Below are 19,090 nucleotides of genomic sequence, written 5' to 3'. Positions count from 1 at the left end.
TAAAAATCAGCATTCAGCTAATATGCTACCTCATGAACCCGTTATGAGGAAGTAAAAATCAACATTAAGCCAATATACTACCTCATGAACCCGTTATGAGGTAGTAAATATCAACATATATCCTATGTACTACCTCATAAACCACTTAAATTAATTTTCTATAATTTCATACGTATCAAACTCTTGAATTGTCTTTTTATTCTCATCTACTCTTTCAGTAAAGTTTCCTTTTGTATAATAATGAATTACATTTCTCCAAAAAGCTTTAGCAGGTTCATTTTTTTCAATTTGTGAGATACTCCATTTTCCAGGAAACAGATTGAAAAGTTCTATTGCTACTTTTTTGCCAAAACCATGCCCTTTATATTTTTCAATTATAAAAAACTCTTCTATACAATTTGAAGTGGATTCTGATGTAGTTTCAATTAAAGCGAAGCCGATTAATTCTTCTTTATACAACACAAAAAAAGCGTGATAATCTTGTTCCTGCCAGTATTTTTCCAAGTTAAACTTATGAAAAAATCCATTTTCTCCAAGTTTAATTTCAGGAAGATATTTAGTGAATTCATAAATATAAAATTGCATTAAATTGTGTAATTTTGATTCCTCTTCTTTTTTTACCTTAACGATTTTAATCAAAATTTCTCCTCCAATGTTTAGTTTCAATATTTATAAATAATTGACTATTTATAATGAAATCCCTTTATTTTAAGCATGAAATTATAAAAGGAAATAGTTTACAAATGTTGAATAAATAGTAGGTAGTAAAAAAGGAGGACTTAGCTATGTCAGAGCATTTTAAAAGAATTGATACAGTTTTTCTGCAAGTAACTGATTTTGAGAAAGCAGTAGATTGGTATTGCTCGGTATTGGGTTTTACGATTAGATGGAACGATCCGATAAATGGATATGCTGCATTAAATATTGGGGAAACACCATTAACGATTGTGAGAAAAACAAATCAAGTAGAAAATCCAAATACGCATATGAGTTTTAATTTTTATACTCCAAATATTGAACAAGCTTATAATTATTTAAAAGAACACGATGTAGAATTAGAGCAATTGAATGTAGATGGAACGTTTAAATGGTTTGAATTTAAAGATATAGAGGGAAATCGTTTAGGTGTGTGCTCTTTTCCTGAATAAATTAAATTTCCAAATGAGGAAGTTATAACATGCATTCTTTGTATTAATGATATACCGCATAGTCTTTATATATTTAAAACATCAGCGTGTTTAAATATGAATTTTGCTTCAATTTCAGGTGCAGAGCACGTTAAACGCTTGGAATCAGTCTAAATATTCTTTGTCTACACACTGATGCAATACTTATAAAGAGTATTGCTTTTTCTATGGATGACGATTTTAAAAGTTAATAAAGGGGATGGATAAATGTTCAATCAATCTAATTATGAATGCCGTGTCGAGTGGGGAAAAAGGGGGGCTAGGGAAGCAGCGGAAAGAGGGGATATCACAATTATTGTTGATGTTCTTAGTTTTTCATCGACTGTTGTTTCAGCAGTAGTTCAAAACGCAATCGTCTACCCATATCCACCAAATTTAGATGGGAAAGCTTATGCTAAAAAGATCGGAGCGGAGTATATTTTAGGAAGAAATGAAGCGGCTAGTTTAGGGAAAGCAACTCTCTCTCCGGTCTCATTTACTAAAAGTCATGCCAATAATAAATTCGTTTTATGTTCATTAAATGGGGCATTTTGTTCATGGATCGCTTCAAAGGTGCCCGCGCTATTAATTGGTTCTTTACTTAATGCATCTTCGGTTGCAAGTTTGGCTAATCGCCTAAAAAACGAAAACAAAGTTAATATAACAGTCATTCCGTGCGGTGAGGTTTGGAATGATTTACACGAAAATGAGGACGCACTTCGACCTTCAATTGAAGATTATTTAGGAGCAGGAGCAATTTTAGCAGAGTTAGAAGGAACGAAATCACCTGAAGCGGAAGTCTGTATTGGTGCGTTTCTTCATTCGAAACATAAAATTAAAGAATTGATTTGGGAATGTGGAAGTGGAAGAGAGTTAAGAATGAGGGGCTTTGAAGATGATGTTACGCATTGTAGTCAGTTAAACCGTTTTAAAGTAGTTCCAGTTTTACAAAATGATTGCTTCGTTAATGGTCTTAAATAGAAAAAGGATGAAACTAATTCATCTTTCAGACTGTTGACAAACGCTCGCTTTCTTCGTTACTTCGCCAGTCTGCGGTGCTCATTACCGTCTAGGGTAACTCCGCTCCTCACCAGGCTTCGCGCCTCGAAAGACAAGCGCTTGCAAGCAGTCTGAAACTCAAATTTTTTGTACTTTGTCTACACTCTAAAAGGATGAAACTAATTCATCCTTTATTTACGCTCAAAAATAGAATATGAACTAACATTTTTTAATAAAATTTTAGGTTTACTGCCATCCAAATTGGCGATCCATACATTACCGACAACATCTAATTCGCCTTTTCTAGTCCATGTTATTTTATTGGATGACTTAGAGTAGACTGGGTTATAATCTCCTTTTCCAATTGGTGGACTAGTTATTTTTAATTGTTTATGAGTAGTAAGATTAATCACATTTAATGATGGTTTAGGTCGTTTCTTTTCATCATTTGACCACTCACTTTCTTTTACTCTTGAAACAACGATCGATGTATCATCACACCATGTAAATCCTAATTCAGCATAATGTGGTGGTGTTATATTTGTGGATGTAAATGCTGGCATTTCAGTAATATTCATCTTTTTATTTTTGTATCCGAAAACTAATCTGCCCCCACCTGCAATGTATCCTAATATATTTTTAGTTTGAGCCCATTTTGGATTATCTAAATGTAAAATAATTTCAGCTTGAACTTCAAAAACCTTTCCATCTGAAGAAATGATACAAAGCATGTCACTATCCATAGACCAAGAAGCTGTTGGATTAACAATAAAAGAGATCCATTTTTGATCAGGTGAAAATTGAAATGTTGACGCATTTATAGACGGAATGGAAGTATTGCCTTTTGTTAGAGTTTTTGGAACAACAAAAAATTGTTTAACATTGTTTGTTACGCTAGTAATATTTTTTAAATCCTTTGGTAAGGTGATTTTATATAAAACTGGATTTGTCCAACCGCCCGGATTTAGTGCTGCGGGTGATGAAGCTATAAAGCCCTTACCATTTGGAATCCAATTATAATCATCCACACCTAGTGCAATATTGTAAAAATTTTTAAAATCAGAGACATTCAACACACCACTATCTAGAAAAGCAAAAATATTTTTAGTAGGGGACCATTTAGGATTCTCACCATCGGAAATAATCCTTTGTTCTTTTTTTGTTTTCATATTATAAATCCATATTTCTGAGCGAGTAGGATAAGATGCTGTAGGACCAGTTGGTATTTCTTTTTGGTACATTAAGTAATTTCCATTAAATGACCACTCGGGTTGATTCGAATAAACCCCTTTTGCTTTTGTTATTTTTTCCTCTTTATTATTTAATTTTATCCAAACATATCCATCGCGAATAAACGCAATTTTTAATGAGTTAGTAGTCGTTTCGGCGTAACTAAAGTTCGGAAAAATTAAACAAACAATGATCAAGAAAGAGAGTAGAAATTTGCGATTCATAAATTCACCCCGTTTAATTATTTTGATTTATTTTTCCCAAGAAATTATATAAATATCAAAAGGGCGAAATTGTTAAGTCAATCATTTTCAGGCCGGATAATACATTAAATGATTGAATAGCTAAGTTATATAAAGTAACTAAAAGAGGTGGCTTTTCATGGAGAAATGGATTGGGGCAGCGGGTATTTGTATTAATCGTAAAAGGCAGATTTTAATGGTTCTTCAAGGAAAACCTGATGAAAAAAAGCTTTGGGCTGTTCCATCAGGCGGTTTAGAAAAAAATGAGTCGATTGATGAGTGTTGTAAAAGAGAGGTACTCGAAGAAACAGGATATGAAGTTGAAGTAATGGAGCAATTGTTTATTAAAGAAGATATCTCGTATGGTTTTCAAGTAGAAGTACATTATTTTGAGGTTAGAATTATTGGAGGTTATGCTAAGATCCAAGACCCTGATCAATTAATATATGAAATTGCTTGGAAATCAACAGAGGAAATTCTTGAATTAGAGCTTAGTTTTCCGGAGGATCGAAACTTAATAATAAACTTAATTAATAAAAAAGTTAACGAGGAATAAATTAAAAAGCCGTTTGATTAAAAATCAATCGGCTTGTTTTTTTAAAATTAATATTCTTCTACAGTTGCGATATACGGTAGATTTCGATACTGCTGCGCATAATCAATTCCATAACCAACGATAAACTCATCTGGAATGACAAATCCTACATAATCAACCGGTAAATCGATTTTTCTTCTTTCAGGTTTATCTAATAAAGTACAAATCTTAATCGATTTTGGCTTATGCATTTGAAGATGATCACGTAAAAAGTGTAAAGTTAGACCACTATCAATGATATCTTCAATTACCACCACGTTTTTATCTGTGATATTCTCATCTAAATCCTTTAGTAGTCGGACTTTTCCAGTTGATTCAGTTTGGTTACTATAACTGGAGACAGAAATAAAGTCTACATTAATATTACTCTTCATTTCACGAACTAAATCAGCTGCAAATACAAAAGATCCTTTTAATACAACTACAAGGATAAGGGGTTCGTTATTAAAGTCATGTTCAATTTGTTTAGCAAGTGATTTTACTCTATTTCTTAAATCTGTTTCGGAAATTAAAGTGTCTTTAATTCTATAAGCCATGTACATTACCCTCTTTACTAATTATTAACTATTTTTTTACTTTGTTAGATGAGCATTCATCATTATCTCCATTTTAACAATATTTACTAATTTGTAGTATTAAAAAGTTAGATTAATTAACATTCATCAATTTGGTAATAATAACCACATAACCAAAATGGAGGTATTCAAAGATGAATGAAAAGATTGATTATAATGGCTTGCCGAAACACTCAAAGCCAATATGGAGAAGTGGACTAAATATCCCTACTTTTGAACCATATAACGATGGCGAAGAGTTTGATGCAGTAATCGTTGGTGCCGGAATAACGGGAATTTCAACCGCATATTTTTTAACGCAAGCGGGAATGAAGGTTGCTTTACTTGAAGCGAATAAAATTATAAATGGAACAACTGGTCATACGACAGCAAAAGTAACGGCTCAGCATGATTTAATTTATGATGAACTAATTCAACATTTTGGATTAGAAAAGACAAAAATCTTTTATCATTCTACTAAAAATGCAATGGATTTTATTCGGAAATATACAAATGATAACCAGATAGAATGTAATTATGAGACCCAAGATGCAACAATTTATACGACTTCAGATGATTATGTAAGAAATCTAGAAAATGAGTTAAAAGCTTACGAAAAGTTAGGAATTGACTCATTTGGAGCAGTAAAAACATTATTACCTTTTGATACAAAATATTCGATTACAATGAGGGATCAGGCCCAGTTTCATCCATTAAAATATTTGATTCATTTATTAAAAGCCTCAATTGAAAATGGATTAAAGATTTATGAAGAAACTGTAGTTATTGATGTTGAAACGGGCAACTGTCCAGTTGTAGTCACTCAAAGTGGAAGAAAAATTAAATGTAAGCATGTTGTTAGTGCATCCCATTTTCCTTTTTACGATGGGAATCAAATGTTTTTTACGAAATTACATGCTGATCGTTCCTATGCCCTAGCTGCAAAAGTAAAAACAGCCTATCCAGGAGGCATGTACATAAGTGCGGAAAATCCAAAAAGATCACTAAGATCATTTAAATATAATAATGAAGAATTAGTACTAATTGGTGGGGAAAGTCATAAAACTGGTGTTGAAACTCGTACAATGAGTTTTTATGAAAATTTAAAGCTCTTTGGTGAAGAAACCTTTGGAATTGAAGATGTTAAATTCAGATGGTCTGCCCAAGATTTAATCACTTTAGATAAAATGCCATACATTGGGAGACTATCATCATCATCAAAACATCAAAACATTTACGTTGCCACAGGTTTCCGTAAATGGGGTATGACAACTGGAACAGTCTCTGCCCAGTTAATTAGTAATTTAATTTTAGGAAAAGAAGCTGTTGATGCTGATGTATTCACTCCTTCGAGATTTCAAGCAGATCCAAGTATCAAACATTTCTTAATGCAAAACATAGATGTAGCTAAACACTTAATTGAAGGAAAATTAGAACCTGTTTCTAGAAAAATAGAAGAGTTATACAATGATGAGGGCTCAGTAGTAACACTAGATGGGAAAAGAGTTGGAGCATATAAAGATGTAAATGGTAAAGTTCATTGTGTAGACACAACTTGTACTCATTTGGGTTGTGAAGTCGAGTGGAATAATGGTGAAAAATCATGGGATTGTCCTTGCCATGGCTCAAGATTTTCAATTTATGGTGAAGTATTAGAAGGGCCAGCCGATCAACCTTTAAAACAAGTTTTTGTTCAATAACTTTTAAATAGTTGATTATGAGGGATTTCTCAAAAAGTGAGAGATCCCTTATTATTATTAGCCAGTGGTCAAATAGAAGATTAGATTAGTTTAGATTCACATTCCTATTCATACTGTTTTAAACCAATAATACAACCGAACCTTAAATTTCTAAAGATAATCTGTTCAAAAATGTTTTAGCGGCTTGTGATGAAAATTTTCCATCGTGTCGAACCCAACCATAATGAACAGGTAAAGGATTAGGTAATTTAATTTCAATTGGAACAAGGCCATTATTTTTCAAAAATGAAAAGTCTAAACCGATTGTTAAGCCTAAACCGCTCATTACCGCGTTTTCAATAGCGACAGTATTATTCGTCGTAAATAAAATGTTTGTCTTCCCAAATTTAGAAATGTATTCTTCTACGAAATTTTTGATAATTGGATCGTCATAAAGAATTAGCGTTTCTTGTTGCAGTTTTTCGGGAGAGAGCGATTTTAGAGAAGATAAAGGTGAATTTGAGCTAACCCCTACGACCATTCTACCTTCCAGTAATCTTTCATATACTAATCCACTGTTTTTAGGGATTAAATCCTCGGATACTATTAACCCAATGTCAATTTTGTGGGACTGAATACTTTCGATAATTTCATTTGGTCCCCTTTCAAAAATTTCTATTTTTACATTTGGAAAATCTTGTTTAAAACGAGAAACAGTATTAATAAGTAAGTGAGTTGGACCAGGAATCGTTGCAATTCTAAGTTCACCTGATAAAGTATTTTTAAAATCATTTGCTTCTTCTTTTAACTCATTTACTTTCATTAAAATTTCGGTTGCTTTCTCAATAATTACTTTTCCTTCACGAGTAGGTATAGCACTTTGACCCCTAGAACGTGTGAAAAGGGATACACCTAGTTCGTTCTCCAACAATGAGATGGATTGGCTAATTGCAGATAAAGTGATATGTGATTTTTGGGCTGCCAAAGTTAGTGATCCCGATTTTGAAACCTCAATAATATATTGTAATTGTTCAAGATTCATGTTTTTCTCCTATATTAAGTTTAAGTGAATTATTAGTAAGTATAACTAAATTTTATTTAATATAAAACGTTGATACAATTAAGTTGTAATAAAATTCTACACATATAAAAATCATTTATTAGATCTTAAGGGGGAAAACATAATGACAACAAAAAGAGTAGCAGTAATCACAGGTGGAGCTAGTGGTATCGGGAAAGAAACAGCTTTAAAATTTGCACGAAAAGGCGACCAAGTTGTTGTTGCAGACTTCAATGAAGAACTAGGAAATGAAGTAGTTGATCTAATTAAAGCTGAAGGTGGAGAAGCAATATTCGTAAAAACGGATGTTTCTAAATTTGAGGATGTTGAGGGCTTAGTTGAAAAAACAGTTGAAACATTTGGCCATATCGATGTGATGTTTAATAATGCAGGGATTGGTGCGAATTCACCATTAATTGACATGAATTTAGACGTTTATAACAAAACGATTGCCGTTAATCAACACGGTGTTGCATATGGTATTATGGCTGCTTCACGTAAAATGAAAGAGTTAGGGATTAAAGGTGTGATTATAAACACAGCATCTGTATTTGGATTTTTAGCTTCACATGGTACTTTTGCTTATCATGCAACGAAGGGTGCTGTAATTATGATGACGAAATCAGCAGCTCTTGAATTAGCTGAATATGGTATACGAGTTGTTGCAGTTGCACCTGGAGCAGTTGATACACCAATCATTCAAGGATATAAAGACAAAGGAATTATTGATATGATGAAAGCAAAAGTAATGGGCAATAAATTAACAGGGCCAGAGCAAATTGCTGACACAGTTTACTTACTTTCTTTAGAAGAAGCAAGTGCAATTAACGGTAGTGTAGTAATGGCAGACGAAGGGTATGCATCTTTTAAATAAATAAAAATAGGGCTGTCTAATTTTAATTAGGCAGCCTTTTATTCTAATTTAATTGTACTCCATCACATAACAATCTCTATATTCGCCTTCATGTAACTCATGTTTCGGAAGTAATCGGATTTTTTTAAATCCACATTTTTCGTAGCATTTAATCGCGCGTTCATTCCATGTTTGTGGATCTACTACTACTTTCTTTGCGTTTTGATTATTAACTAAGAAATCCACCATCGATGAGACAAGTAAACTCCCAATCCCACGATTCCAAAAATCAGTTTCTCCAATAAATTGATCCATTCCGTAAATAACTTCACTTGTATTTTCATATCCATAATCAATTTTTGATTCTTCGTCTAACTTATAAAATTGTATATAGCCTATATCAATATTTTCATAAACTATAATAGACATTTGAATAAAGGGATCTTTCGTAAAAAAAATACTTTTAACTTTTTCAGCGTTGAACGGATTATCACGACCTTCATAATATTGAAGAACTTTAGGATTCGAAAGCCATTTTGCAAGTAGTTGAACATCACTTTCATTTAATTGACGAATAGTAAGATTATTTTTTTGGAAAATCACGTACAAACCTCCTTCTATTTGGAGTTAAAGTTAATTAAATCATATCATCATGGAGATATTCTTGAGAGATAAAAATTCAGAATTTTTTAAAATCAAAGAACTTAGTGCTAAAATATAAATACTTAAATGAATAAGTAGGTGATTGATATGATAATCAATAAAGTAGTTTTACAAACTAGCCAACTAAATAAAACGAAAGAATTTTATATTAACCACTTAAAATTCAACTGGCTAAGCATGAAGAGTAATAGCTTCACAATTGAAGTAGGAGAAAGTTTATTAGAGTTTGTAGAAACAAATGAAGACACTAATCCCTTCTATCACTTCGCTTTCAATATTTCATCAAATCACTTTCAAGAAGCAAAGAGATGGGCACAATCTTTTGTAAATTTAACAATAGAAGATGGACTTGATGAAATTTACTTTGAATTTTTAGATGCGCATTCGTTTTATTTTGAAGATCCTTCTGGAAATATTGTGGAGTTTATTTCGAGGCACTCTATTTCACCGAAGAGTGCTAAACCATTCTCTATTCAATCAATCATAAATATTAGTGAGATAAACCTAACTACACTTGATGTATTTCCAGTAGGTAAGCAATTAATCTCTAATGGTATCTTAGTAAGAAATAATAAAGAAATGGTAAATAGTTTGAATTTTATGGGGGCAAAGGGTTGTTACATTCTTTTAGGACCGCCAAATAGAAAATGGTTATTTTCAAATAAGCAGGCTGAAATTTTTCCGGTCGTCATTACAGTCGATAATGAGAAGATAATTAATGTAAGTGATCGTGGAGAAATAAAGATTAATAGGATAAAGTAATCCAAAATTAATTCATTTGATGAGAGGGGGAAAAAGTGATGATTAAAAGTATATATGAAACTCATTTAGAAGTGAGAAATTTAGAAGAATCCATTATGTTTTACGAAAAACTAGGTATTAGGCTTGCTCATAAAATTGAAGAAAGAAGAGTAGCTTTCTTTTTAATTGGTGAGGACAAACAAATGCTCGGTCTATGGGAAGTAGAAAAAGGTAAGGAATTTCACAAAGGTCACTTTGCTTTTGGAGTAAGTCTACATGAACTAGAGAATAGTATTGAATGGCTAAAAGAGAGAGGGATTCAACCAACTGAAAACTTTTTCGGACTAAATCCAATTGAACCAGTTGTACATACTTGGATGCCAGCAGCAAGTGTTTATTTTCGAGATCTTGATGGAAATAGTTTAGAATTTATTTCACTTCTTGATGGAGAATCTGTAAAAACAAATGAAGTTCTCTATTTAAGCGAATGGAAAGAAAAATATTCATAATAACTCTTTTGATTTTTGTATGAAAAGTAGTGTGAAATCATTTTATACAAACCTGACAGGTTGAATATAAAATTGTGTAAATAAGTTAATAAAAAAAATTAAAAAATCACCTAATTAGGTGGTTTTTTATTTTGGCAATAGGTATTTAAACATAATTTGTCGAATATAGTATTTCGAAAGCAAAATAATATTTTATCAGATTTAAAGGTCAAAGCTTCTATTTCATTCTGAAAGTAATTTTAAAATGAAAAGAGGTGGAAATTTGAGAAAAATTCGAGTTAAGCCAAGTAAAGGGCAGTCATTTTTTGGTTTAATGGTTGGCATTATTTTTATCATCCTCGGTTTTACAATTGTCATACCACAAGCTGGTTTGTTCGGATTGTTATGGACTGGAATTGCTCTAATGATTACGATTATTAATGGATATAACGTTTTTAGTGATCGTGGTATATCAAATTATGAAGTAAATGTTGATGAGTATATTACAAGAGAAAATGAGGACTTTGAAGTGAAACTTCGTAAATTAAATAAATTAAAAAATGACGGGGTGATCACTGAAAATGAATTTCAGAAACAAAAGGAAAAAGTTTTTAACCGAGATATGTAGAAAAAATAAAAAGCGGTTTATCATCTGAAAGAAGGAAAAGAAATGGTCATAAAATTACTACTAGAAGTTATGCTACCTCTATTTTTTTATGTGATATTAGGTTATTTATTTAATCGTCTTTTTAAACTTCACTTACGTACTTTAACAACCCTCTTAGTTTATTTATTTCTTCCAGTAGCAGTATTTATTAAAATATACGATAGTCCGTTATCTGGTAAAGTTGCAGGTGGTGTTTTATTTTACTTGGTTATCCAATTTGTCTTCATGTCCCTAATCTCAACATTAATATGCAGATGGAGAGGAATTGAAAAATCTATGCAAGGTACATTTGCTAATAGCATCGCTTTAAATAATTCAGGAAATCTTGGATTACCAGTAAATGCGTTAGTATTTAAAAATGATCCTTTTGCATTGAGTATTGGAGTTTTAATCGTTTTGTTTCAAAATATAATGACATTTACTGTTGGTGTATATAATGCAGAGGCTTCGGTCCAAATGAAAGAAGCAGTTATGAAAATGCTTAAGCTACCAATCATATATAGTGTAGCACTTGGTTTTATCCTTCAAATATCTCATGTGAAACTAAATCATGAATTAGTTACCATTTTAAATCCTATTACTGAATCATTCGCCCCATTTGCGTTAATTACACTTGGAGCTCAATTAGCTGAATCGGGGAAAGAAATTAGCTGGAACAATTTAGCGATTAGTAACTTCTTAAGATTAATTGGTGGTCCGATTATTGCGTTTGCTCTTATAAAAATTTTCGGTTTTGAAGGCGTAATTGCCAAAGCCCTCTTTATAGGTAGTGCCTTTCCAAGTTCAAGAAACAGCGCATTACTATCCTTCAAAGGTCCGCATGCAAGTTTTGCAGCACAAACTGTTATTACCTCAACTATATTAAGTAGTCTAACTTTACCAATCGTAATACAGCTTGCTAGTACGTTCTTTTAATGTGTTTAAAAATTCATTCCTATTCCTAGAAGTTCACCTCGGTAAAAATGCATTTCATCTTTTATTAAAAATAAATAGTTTGATTCAGAACAATATTTAATCTATGGCAATAAATTAATTTAGGGGTGATTAATAGAATGAAAAGATTTTTATCTATTGGACTTATAATTTTTAGCATATTCTGTTTAACAAGCTGTCAATCAAGTGACTACGGTTATGGCAAAAAAGATGATCAGTCATCACATGTTGATAAGGGCACTAAACCAGATAAGGATAAAAATACTGATAAGGGTACTACACCAGATAAAGACAATAATACTGATAAAGGAAATAATAATCCGCCAAAAAAGGATGAAACTAAGCCACCAGTAAAAGTATTTACACCAGTTGAAAACGATGCATTTAAAGTTACTTCAGTCGTAAATGACTCAACAGGTAAAAATGTGTTAATTGTTGAAGGGAAGGCTAGTGTTTTTGAAGCAACCTTTCTTTATCGAATAGAAGATGGTCATAATGTATTAGCGGAAGGTCACACAATGGCTGATATGGGTGCTCCAGAATGGGGGAACTTTAAATTAGTGATAAATTATGACCAGCCTACTAGTCCAAATGGGGTACTTACTCTATATGTTGCAAGTGCAAAAGACGGCCAACCTGAACATATACTAAATATTCCGATTCAGTTTCCTAATTACAAATAAGGTAAGTGGAAATTAATTTGATTCGATTTACTTCATTGACAAATATTTTTTTTAGTATGAAAATGACTTTAGCAAATGCTAAAGCCATTTTTTTTGAAATCTCAAGAAATTAACTTTAAAAATTACATAAAATAAGCGGAATTAATAAAACTTTTACCTTATCTTTTGGAAAGCATTAAATATATTCTTAAATAAATTTTAATCGTTTTTAAGTGAAATTATTAGAAAATGTACACAATAGGTAGTAATATCGAGATTATTAAGTTAAACTATTAAAAATTTCTAATAAAACTCTAATTGAATTTTAAAATATTCATAAAGCCATTTTCATCTTAAACAGATATCCTTATACAATACAAATAATAATTTTATAGATGTTATTATAAAAAAAATGAGGGATAAAATAAATGAAAAAAATATTAATTATAGAAGATGAGAAAGAATTAGCAAATTTTATACGTTTAGAATTAGAGTATGAAGGAAATGAAGTTCATATTTCAAATGATGGAAGAGACGGTTTAAACCTAGCAATCGACCAAGAATTTGACTTAATCTTGCTTGATTTAATGCTACCTAATTTAAGTGGAATTGAAGTTTGCAGAAGAATTAGAGCGCATAAAGACACGCCAATTATTATGATTACAGCAAGAGACAGTGTTTTTGATCGAATTTCTGGATTAGATAGTGGTGCAGATGATTATATTTCAAAACCATTTGTTATTGAAGAACTTTTAGCTCATATGCGAGCAATTTTTAGACGAATTGATCGTTCAACAAATTTACACTGCTTAAAGTTTAAAGATTTATCATTAGATTCTGCAGCTCGAGTTGTTAAAAAAGATGAAGCGATCATTGATTTAACTAAAAAAGAGTTCGATTTATTGTATTTATTAATGAGCAATGTAAATCGTGTATTAACTAGAGAAATTTTATTAGAAACTGTATGGGGCTATGGCTCTACAATTGAAACAAACGTAGTGGATGTTTATATTAGCTACTTAAGAACAAAACTGGATGATAAAAATAATACCTATATTCACACTGTAAGGGGTACTGGGTATGTAATGAGGATGTAGAGGTGGATCTTACCTTGTTAAATAAGCTTTCGATTAGATGGAAAATAACAATTACAATCGCTGTGCTTATGTTTTTCATATTTACTTTATGTAATCTTATTCAATCTGCTTTGATTCAAATGTCTATAATGAATCAGCAGCAACATCGAATTGAAAAAAGATTAAATGATACGGCAGCTTATTTAGATGAAGAATATAAAACAAAACGACCTAATGCGGCTTCTTTTGCAGAAAACAAACAATATTTTGAAAAAATTATTCAAAATAACGAGATGATTCGATTAATAGATATAGATGGAAAAGAAAAATTTACAGTTTCAAGAACAATGCCTAAAATTCATATTAATAAAAAAGACTTCGGTGAAATTCAAAAATATAGAAAAAACAATCAAGAAATTTTAATTAATAGTAAGGTGTTACATTATAAGAATTTTGACGGTGTATTAGAAGTTGCAATGAATGTAGAAATCTTTTCAACATTAATTAAAGAATCTTTCATGATTCTTATTTTGGGAACAACCATTTCGTTAATTTTGAGTATTTTAAGCGGTTATTTCTTATCTAAAAAAATATTAAATCCTATTAAAAATTTAAACCAAACAATGATTAAAATTAAAAATAATCAATTAAAAGAGCGTGTTTACGTAGGAGAAACAAAAGATGAGCTATCTGAACTCGGTCTACTCTTTAACAAAATGATGGATGAGTTAGAGGCTTCAATTACAAGACAAAAGCGATTTGTTGAAGATGCTTCTCATGAATTAAGAACACCTTTAGCAATCATTCATGGTCACTTATCACTAGTTAATCGCTGGGGGAAAAAAGACGAAACCGTTTTAGAAAACTCATTAAACACATGTATTAATGAAGCAAACAGAATGATTATTTTAACGAACGAGCTTCTACAGTTGACGAAGCTAGAGAAAAATAGCGAAAAGATTGAACAGTATGCTCCAACAAATATTAATGAAGTATTAAATGAGATCATAAACAATTATCAACTGTTGCATGAAGATTTGGAAATTCACTTCCATACTCCTAATCAAATTGTCGATAAAGCAAACATCGCAAGAGAGCATTTAATGCAAATATTAATTATTTTGTTTGATAATGCAGTTAAATATAGTAAAGAACACACCATTATCGATATAACGACAGCTCAAGTTGCAAACAAGATCGAAATCAAAGTGAAAGACAACGGGATCGGTATTAAAGAAGAAGATATCAATCATATATTTGACCGATTTTATCGAGCGGATAAAGCGAGAAGTCGAGCTAACGGTGGTAATGGTTTAGGATTATCAATAGCAAAAGACTTAATTGAAAATTATGGTGGCAATCTAGAAATTAAAAGTAAAAATGGAGAAGGCACAACTGCTTTCATCACATTAAACACGATTTAGTTTAGATGGAGATTCTAAATTCTCCTAAAAGAAGTAAAATCACAAGTTCTGTTAAAGGATCTTGTGATTTTTTTCGTGTTCACAAAACATTCCTATCCTCATTATCTCCGTGTAAATCTCATCAATTTAATAGTTTAGTCCGGTATTTTATGATAAAGTTGAATAAAAAGAAAATTCTTGTAATTTGGAGGGAGAACAGAGATGAGCTTTGTTAGTATTGCTATAAATAATGCAATTATGATTGAAAGTCTACGTCATGCTGGTGTAGAAAACATTCAGTTAATAAACGCTGTAAAAGAAGAGAATTTCGAGTTTTTAAATCAATATGGTAATGGTTTTCCTAACTGGGAAACATTAATTAATCTGTACAAAAGTAATGAAGAGAATTTTAATAAAATCGTTAATGATGGCTACCAAATCAAATTTCTAACAAAAGGCTCATTAATGACTTTATTAAGATATAAATTTGGAATTGTAGTTGAAAAAGATTATGAAGATATGGGAACTGCAATTCAAGGATTTCATTTATCTGAAGAAGCAATTAATCTAGTAAAACATACACTTGCAGCAAACTGGAAATTAAGTACATATGTTGATGAACAAGACGGGCTTAAAAAAGTGCGCATTGAATTACTCAAAAGTAGTGAAGTCGTAACTAAGTAAGTAAAAGTGGCAACTAGAAGAGGGACAATTTATAGAAATTGTTCCTTTTTTTTACTCAATTATTGCATCTTATACTTACGCTAATATTGCTCCTATTCTAATCTCGTATTTAATTAATTCATCATATGGATCGCCTTCTAAGCCTAAAATTTTACAAAACGCTGGTTCTGTTTTATAGCCTTCTTTTTTAAGTTTAATGATTTCATCTTTGATAGTAGGCTTTGTTTCAAAATAAAATGTTCAATTATTAAATGAAGATAAGCATTTTGTTTAATAGATGGAACTGGTTGTCCAAATTGCTTTTCATAATTATTTTTCAATAGTTTTTCAAATGAGTTTAAGTCATGTACCTCTGTAATAATATCTAGATCCGATCCTTCTATGTCAATCCCAATTGGAATCGTTCCACACAGTACAGGATTAAAATCCTTTAGTTCATTCAGAATATTTAATCGTGCTAATGTTACATATGCATGTTGTTGTTTAAGGCTACCATTATTTAAATAATCAATTGAAAGAAACATTTAGACTCCTTTCATATTAAATAAATTGAGTTAGAGCTAATTTAGTATAATACGTAGTTTATAAAAATAAAAAGGGGAATCATCATATGAAAGGAAAACAAAAGTTAATAGAATTCAAAATCAAAAACTAAAAAGGAGTAAAACGATGGCGGTAAACAAACTTTTTTGGGAAGATCCTTATCTTACAAAAACCTCTGCGATTGTTACGGAAGTAGATGATCAAAGGGTCACAATAAACCAAACCATTATTTATGCTTTTTCGGGTGGGCAACAATCGGACTCAGGGAGAATTGGAAATTATGAGGTGATTGAAGCTAAGAAGGACGGATTAGAAATCCGCTACACTTTACCAGAAAATCATGATCTTCAAAAAGGACAGGAAGTAGTGGTTGCGATTGATTGGGAGAAGCGATATCGAATTATGAAGCTACATTTCGCTGCGGAAATCATCTTAGAACTAATGAATCAAAACTATGATAAACCTGAAAAAATTGGCGCAAATATTACTAGTGATAAAGCTAGAATTGATTTTTATTGGGATGGAAAAATCTCAGAAACTTTCCCACTTTTAGAAACAAAAGCAAAAGAACTGATTGATGCAGATTTGGAAATAAATAGTGAGTTTGATGACCCAGAAAATCAAAGAAGATATTGGGAAATCAAAGGCTTTGGTAAAGTTTCGTGCGGTGGGACACATATTAAGCGCACAGGAGAAATTAAAGGAATAAAGCTAAAACGAAACAATATAGGGGGAGGGAAAGAACGGATCGAAATTTATTTAATTTGATCTAAAAAGAGGTTCTTAAAGGTTAGTAAAAATGAACTTTAAGTTATTGCTATAGGAATCTAAGAGATAAAAAAATGGCTACCTTTCAAAAGATTGGTAGCCGTCTCGATCTTCATTATTATAAATTTCCTCTACCCTAATCTTGCCTCTTAGAAATCAAAATTATCAGGGTCTGGACCTACACGTTTATTTGCATCTAGTGTAGCAATTTGTTGCATATCATTTGATGATAGCTCGAAGTTGAATACTTCAAAGTTTTCTTGAATTCGTGAAGGTGTTATTGATTTAGGAATAACGATTACATTGCGTTGTAAGTGCCAACGGATGATGACTTGGGCAGTTGTTTTTCCATATTGATCCGCAATCTCTTTTATAGCTGTATTTGTTAAAGCTTCGCCACCTTGCATTAAAGGGCTCCATGCTTCTAATGCAATGCCGTTTTTATGACAATATTCATGTAATTCGTTTTGTTGAAACATTGGGTGCAATTCGACTTGATCGACCATTGGTTTAATATTGCGATGAGCGGCAATATCTTCTAAGTGATGGACATGAAAATTTGAAACACCAATTGCTGGCACAAGCTTTTCATCGTAAAGTCTTTCTAATGCTTTATATGTATCTAAATATTTTTCTTTTACTGGCCAGTGAATTAAATAAAGATCAACATAGTCCAAGCCTAATTTTTTTAGACTTTCTTCATGAGCTTTTAAAGTTGAATCATAACCTTGATCAGCATTCCAAACCTTTGTTGTAATAAAAAGTTCATCACGGGAAACACCAGATTGGCGAATTGCTTCACCTACTTGCTCTTCGTTTTGATAGACAGCTGCAGTATCAATATGACGATAACCTACTTCGATAGCTGTTCGTACAGCATCTACACCATCTTCTGGTGACACACGCCACACACCTAAACCTAATTGAGGCATTTTAACTCCATTATGTAATGCAATAGAATGTTCAAACTTCATTTTAATTCCCTCCTTATTAAAGACTAAGTCTAGTGTACAATATAAACTTTCAAAATAAAAAAAAATGATAGCAATTAATGGTAATTTAATAAAAAAGCTATTCGATTGGTTATTTGTTCAAAACGTGTATTTATCGAACTAAATAATAAAAATAAAACGGTATAAATGAAAACATAATTTTAGAATAATACTATGAATGAGTGCAAAATGGTTGTATATTTTGACCTTTTCCTTCAATATAGGTATAGGAAAAATGCTCTTTATTTTTGTTTGGAGGGGAATATATGTTAGATCAAATTTTAGATTTTAATAAGAAGTTTGTTGAGAATAAGGAATATGAGCAATACATAGCTTCAAAGTTTCCGAATAAAGAGGTTGTAGTTGTTACTTGTATGGATACACGTCTAGTTGAGCTTTTACCAAAGGCTCTTGATATTAGAAACGGTGACGTGAAAATGATTAAAACGGCTGGTGCAGTTATTGCGCATCCATTTGGATCAGTTATGAGAAGTATTCTAGTTTCAATCTATGAACTTGGAGCTAAAGAAGTATTAGTAATCGGTCACCATGAGTGTGGAATGGGTAATACAAATCCTACACGAATGAAAGAAAAAATGGTTGAACGAGGAATTAAAGAAGAAAACATAGAAATTTTAGGCTTCTCAGGTCTAGATTTAGACAAATGGTTAACTGGTTTTACGAATGTATACGACAGTGTTAATCACAGTGTTTCAATTATTAAAAACCATCCACTTGTTCCAAAAGAGGTTGAAATTCATGGTTTAGTAATTGACCCACATACAGGAAATTTAGAAGTAGTTCATCGAGATGAAAAAACTGCTGAATAACGATTTAAATAAAGAAGTTATCCTTTAGGTAGGATAACTTTTTTTGTGGTGTTGAAAAACAACCATGTCAATTAAATTACCAAATATCCGTAAAGGAGTAAAGTGATGTTGATTTCCACTACAGGATGCTCGCTTTCCATGAGGCGAGACCTGAGCCTCCTCGGCAAGCCGAGGCCACTGAAAAAGTCCTTGTGGTTTAAAAAAGTGAAGGCTTTCTCGATTCATCGAGGAAGCCTTCACTTTTTTCTTGTATAATTATTGT

21 protein-coding genes and 1 pseudogene are annotated in these 19,090 nt (G+C 31.6%); 15 read left to right on the top strand and 7 right to left on the bottom strand.

Annotated elements, in window-relative coordinates:
- Window positions 1-150: 150 nt before the first annotated feature.
- On the bottom strand, window positions 151-639 hold the full coding sequence (locus tag ACFWM3_RS21670) for a GNAT family N-acetyltransferase (protein ID WP_056471888.1): 489 nt from the start codon (window positions 637-639) through the stop codon (window positions 151-153).
- A gap of 146 nt (window positions 640-785) precedes the next feature.
- Here ACFWM3_RS21670 and ACFWM3_RS21665 point away from each other — a divergent pair, with 146 nt between their 5' ends.
- The gene (locus ACFWM3_RS21665) at window positions 786-1,148 is read left to right on the top strand and encodes a VOC family protein (protein WP_390312896.1); all 363 of its coding nucleotides are present in this window, start codon (window positions 786-788) and stop codon (window positions 1,146-1,148) included.
- A gap of 246 nt (window positions 1,149-1,394) precedes the next feature.
- A complete protein-coding gene (locus ACFWM3_RS21660) occupies window positions 1,395-2,147 on the top strand; it encodes a 2-phosphosulfolactate phosphatase (protein WP_390312895.1) in 753 nt (250 codons plus the stop codon).
- 209 nt (window positions 2,148-2,356) lie between these two features.
- Here the strand turns inward: ACFWM3_RS21660 and ACFWM3_RS21655 are convergent, their stop codons facing one another.
- Window positions 2,357-3,619, bottom strand: coding sequence for a TolB domain-containing protein (locus ACFWM3_RS21655; RefSeq protein ID WP_390312894.1), 1,263 nt, complete (start codon window positions 3,617-3,619; stop codon window positions 2,357-2,359).
- 157 nt (window positions 3,620-3,776) lie between these two features.
- Between ACFWM3_RS21655 and ACFWM3_RS21650 the strand changes: the two genes are divergently transcribed.
- On the top strand, window positions 3,777-4,193 hold the full coding sequence (locus tag ACFWM3_RS21650) for an NUDIX hydrolase (protein ID WP_390312893.1): 417 nt from the start codon (window positions 3,777-3,779) through the stop codon (window positions 4,191-4,193).
- Window positions 4,194-4,240: 47 nt separating this feature from the next.
- Here ACFWM3_RS21650 and hpt read toward each other — a convergent pair whose 3' ends face one another.
- Entirely contained in the window at window positions 4,241-4,768 is a 528-nt protein-coding gene (hpt, locus tag ACFWM3_RS21645) for a hypoxanthine phosphoribosyltransferase (protein WP_056471903.1), read from the bottom strand.
- A 173-nt stretch (window positions 4,769-4,941) separates the two neighbouring features.
- Here hpt and ACFWM3_RS21640 point away from each other — a divergent pair, with 173 nt between their 5' ends.
- Window positions 4,942-6,486, top strand: a complete 1,545-nt coding sequence (locus ACFWM3_RS21640) for an FAD-dependent oxidoreductase (RefSeq protein ID WP_390312892.1) — start codon at window positions 4,942-4,944, stop codon at window positions 6,484-6,486.
- A gap of 142 nt (window positions 6,487-6,628) precedes the next feature.
- On the opposite strand, the gene ACFWM3_RS21635 is transcribed toward ACFWM3_RS21640, so the two are convergent.
- Window positions 6,629-7,507, bottom strand: coding sequence for a LysR family transcriptional regulator (locus ACFWM3_RS21635; protein WP_390312891.1), 879 nt, complete (start codon window positions 7,505-7,507; stop codon window positions 6,629-6,631).
- A 142-nt stretch (window positions 7,508-7,649) separates the two neighbouring features.
- Here ACFWM3_RS21635 and ACFWM3_RS21630 point away from each other — a divergent pair, with 142 nt between their 5' ends.
- On the top strand, window positions 7,650-8,399 hold the full coding sequence (locus tag ACFWM3_RS21630; RefSeq protein ID WP_390312890.1) for an SDR family NAD(P)-dependent oxidoreductase: 750 nt from the start codon (window positions 7,650-7,652) through the stop codon (window positions 8,397-8,399).
- A gap of 48 nt (window positions 8,400-8,447) precedes the next feature.
- Here ACFWM3_RS21630 and ACFWM3_RS21625 read toward each other — a convergent pair whose 3' ends face one another.
- Window positions 8,448-8,981 carry a GNAT family N-acetyltransferase gene (locus ACFWM3_RS21625; protein WP_390312889.1) on the bottom strand — a complete coding sequence of 178 codons (534 nt, stop codon included), beginning with the start codon at window positions 8,979-8,981 and terminating at the stop codon, window positions 8,448-8,450.
- Window positions 8,982-9,128: 147 nt separating this feature from the next.
- On the opposite strand from ACFWM3_RS21625, the gene ACFWM3_RS21620 reads away from it, so the two are divergent.
- The 8 genes from ACFWM3_RS21620 to ACFWM3_RS21585 all read left to right on the top strand — a co-directional run bounded on the left by ACFWM3_RS21620 (window position 9,129) and on the right by ACFWM3_RS21585 (window position 15,695).
- On the top strand, window positions 9,129-9,803 hold the full coding sequence (locus ACFWM3_RS21620; protein WP_390312888.1) for a glyoxalase: 675 nt from the start codon (window positions 9,129-9,131) through the stop codon (window positions 9,801-9,803).
- 38 nt (window positions 9,804-9,841) lie between these two features.
- A complete protein-coding gene (locus ACFWM3_RS21615; RefSeq protein ID WP_056471919.1) occupies window positions 9,842-10,291 on the top strand; it encodes a VOC family protein in 450 nt (149 codons plus the stop codon).
- 262 nt (window positions 10,292-10,553) lie between these two features.
- Window positions 10,554-10,898, top strand: a complete 345-nt coding sequence (locus tag ACFWM3_RS21610; RefSeq protein ID WP_390312887.1) for an SHOCT domain-containing protein — start codon at window positions 10,554-10,556, stop codon at window positions 10,896-10,898.
- A gap of 42 nt (window positions 10,899-10,940) precedes the next feature.
- Complete coding sequence (locus ACFWM3_RS21605; protein ID WP_390312886.1) at window positions 10,941-11,852, top strand: AEC family transporter; 912 nt, start codon at window positions 10,941-10,943, stop codon at window positions 11,850-11,852.
- A gap of 137 nt (window positions 11,853-11,989) precedes the next feature.
- A complete protein-coding gene (locus ACFWM3_RS21600) occupies window positions 11,990-12,553 on the top strand; it encodes a Gmad2 immunoglobulin-like domain-containing protein (protein WP_390312885.1) in 564 nt (187 codons plus the stop codon).
- Between the two features lie 407 nt (window positions 12,554-12,960).
- Entirely contained in the window at window positions 12,961-13,629 is a 669-nt protein-coding gene (locus tag ACFWM3_RS21595) for a response regulator transcription factor (protein WP_056471929.1), read from the top strand.
- Between the two features lie 14 nt (window positions 13,630-13,643).
- On the top strand, window positions 13,644-15,032 hold the full coding sequence (locus ACFWM3_RS21590; RefSeq protein WP_390312884.1) for a sensor histidine kinase: 1,389 nt from the start codon (window positions 13,644-13,646) through the stop codon (window positions 15,030-15,032).
- Window positions 15,033-15,233: 201 nt separating this feature from the next.
- The gene (locus ACFWM3_RS21585) at window positions 15,234-15,695 is read left to right on the top strand and encodes a hypothetical protein (protein ID WP_390312883.1); all 462 of its coding nucleotides are present in this window, start codon (window positions 15,234-15,236) and stop codon (window positions 15,693-15,695) included.
- Between the two features lie 75 nt (window positions 15,696-15,770).
- Here ACFWM3_RS21585 and ACFWM3_RS21580 read toward each other — a convergent pair.
- A pseudogene (locus tag ACFWM3_RS21580) lies at window positions 15,771-16,219 on the bottom strand (DUF4269 domain-containing protein).
- Window positions 16,220-16,364: 145 nt separating this feature from the next.
- On the opposite strand from ACFWM3_RS21580, the gene ACFWM3_RS21575 reads away from it, so the two are divergent.
- Window positions 16,365-17,006, top strand: coding sequence for an alanyl-tRNA editing protein (locus tag ACFWM3_RS21575; RefSeq protein WP_390312882.1), 642 nt, complete (start codon window positions 16,365-16,367; stop codon window positions 17,004-17,006).
- A gap of 149 nt (window positions 17,007-17,155) precedes the next feature.
- Here ACFWM3_RS21575 and ACFWM3_RS21570 read toward each other — a convergent pair whose 3' ends face one another.
- Window positions 17,156-17,980, bottom strand: coding sequence for an aldo/keto reductase (locus tag ACFWM3_RS21570; protein ID WP_390312881.1), 825 nt, complete (start codon window positions 17,978-17,980; stop codon window positions 17,156-17,158).
- A gap of 284 nt (window positions 17,981-18,264) precedes the next feature.
- Between ACFWM3_RS21570 and ACFWM3_RS21565 the strand changes: the two genes are divergently transcribed.
- Complete coding sequence (locus ACFWM3_RS21565; RefSeq protein WP_390312880.1) at window positions 18,265-18,828, top strand: beta-class carbonic anhydrase; 564 nt, start codon at window positions 18,265-18,267, stop codon at window positions 18,826-18,828.
- Window positions 18,829-19,090 lie beyond the last annotated feature (262 nt).

The organism is Gottfriedia sp. NPDC058432 (assembly GCF_042721555.1).
Taxonomy (GTDB): Bacteria; Bacillota; Bacilli; order Bacillales; family Bacillaceae_G; genus Gottfriedia.
The sequence above is the reverse complement of the archived record's forward strand: the minus strand, read 5'-3'. Positions and strand labels throughout refer to the sequence as shown.

Coding starts and splice junctions, on each gene's coding strand:
- ACFWM3_RS21665 (WP_390312896.1), top strand. CDS start 786: ATGTCAGAGCATTTTAAAAGAATTGATACAGTTTTTCTGCAAGTAACT.
- ACFWM3_RS21660 (WP_390312895.1), top strand. CDS start 1,395: ATGTTCAATCAATCTAATTATGAATGCCGTGTCGAGTGGGGAAAAAGG.
- ACFWM3_RS21655 (WP_390312894.1), bottom strand. CDS start 3,619: ATGAATCGCAAATTTCTACTCTCTTTCTTGATCATTGTTTGTTTAATT.
- ACFWM3_RS21650 (WP_390312893.1), top strand. CDS start 3,777: ATGGAGAAATGGATTGGGGCAGCGGGTATTTGTATTAATCGTAAAAGG.
- hpt (WP_056471903.1), bottom strand. CDS start 4,768: ATGGCTTATAGAATTAAAGACACTTTAATTTCCGAAACAGATTTAAGA.
- ACFWM3_RS21640 (WP_390312892.1), top strand. CDS start 4,942: ATGAATGAAAAGATTGATTATAATGGCTTGCCGAAACACTCAAAGCCA.
- ACFWM3_RS21635 (WP_390312891.1), bottom strand. CDS start 7,507: ATGAATCTTGAACAATTACAATATATTATTGAGGTTTCAAAATCGGGA.
- ACFWM3_RS21630 (WP_390312890.1), top strand. CDS start 7,650: ATGACAACAAAAAGAGTAGCAGTAATCACAGGTGGAGCTAGTGGTATC.
- ACFWM3_RS21620 (WP_390312888.1), top strand. CDS start 9,129: ATGATAATCAATAAAGTAGTTTTACAAACTAGCCAACTAAATAAAACG.
- ACFWM3_RS21615 (WP_056471919.1), top strand. CDS start 9,842: ATGATTAAAAGTATATATGAAACTCATTTAGAAGTGAGAAATTTAGAA.
- ACFWM3_RS21605 (WP_390312886.1), top strand. CDS start 10,941: ATGGTCATAAAATTACTACTAGAAGTTATGCTACCTCTATTTTTTTAT.
- ACFWM3_RS21600 (WP_390312885.1), top strand. CDS start 11,990: ATGAAAAGATTTTTATCTATTGGACTTATAATTTTTAGCATATTCTGT.
- ACFWM3_RS21595 (WP_056471929.1), top strand. CDS start 12,961: ATGAAAAAAATATTAATTATAGAAGATGAGAAAGAATTAGCAAATTTT.
- ACFWM3_RS21585 (WP_390312883.1), top strand. CDS start 15,234: ATGAGCTTTGTTAGTATTGCTATAAATAATGCAATTATGATTGAAAGT.
- ACFWM3_RS21575 (WP_390312882.1), top strand. CDS start 16,365: ATGGCGGTAAACAAACTTTTTTGGGAAGATCCTTATCTTACAAAAACC.
- ACFWM3_RS21570 (WP_390312881.1), bottom strand. CDS start 17,980: ATGAAGTTTGAACATTCTATTGCATTACATAATGGAGTTAAAATGCCT.
- ACFWM3_RS21565 (WP_390312880.1), top strand. CDS start 18,265: ATGTTAGATCAAATTTTAGATTTTAATAAGAAGTTTGTTGAGAATAAG.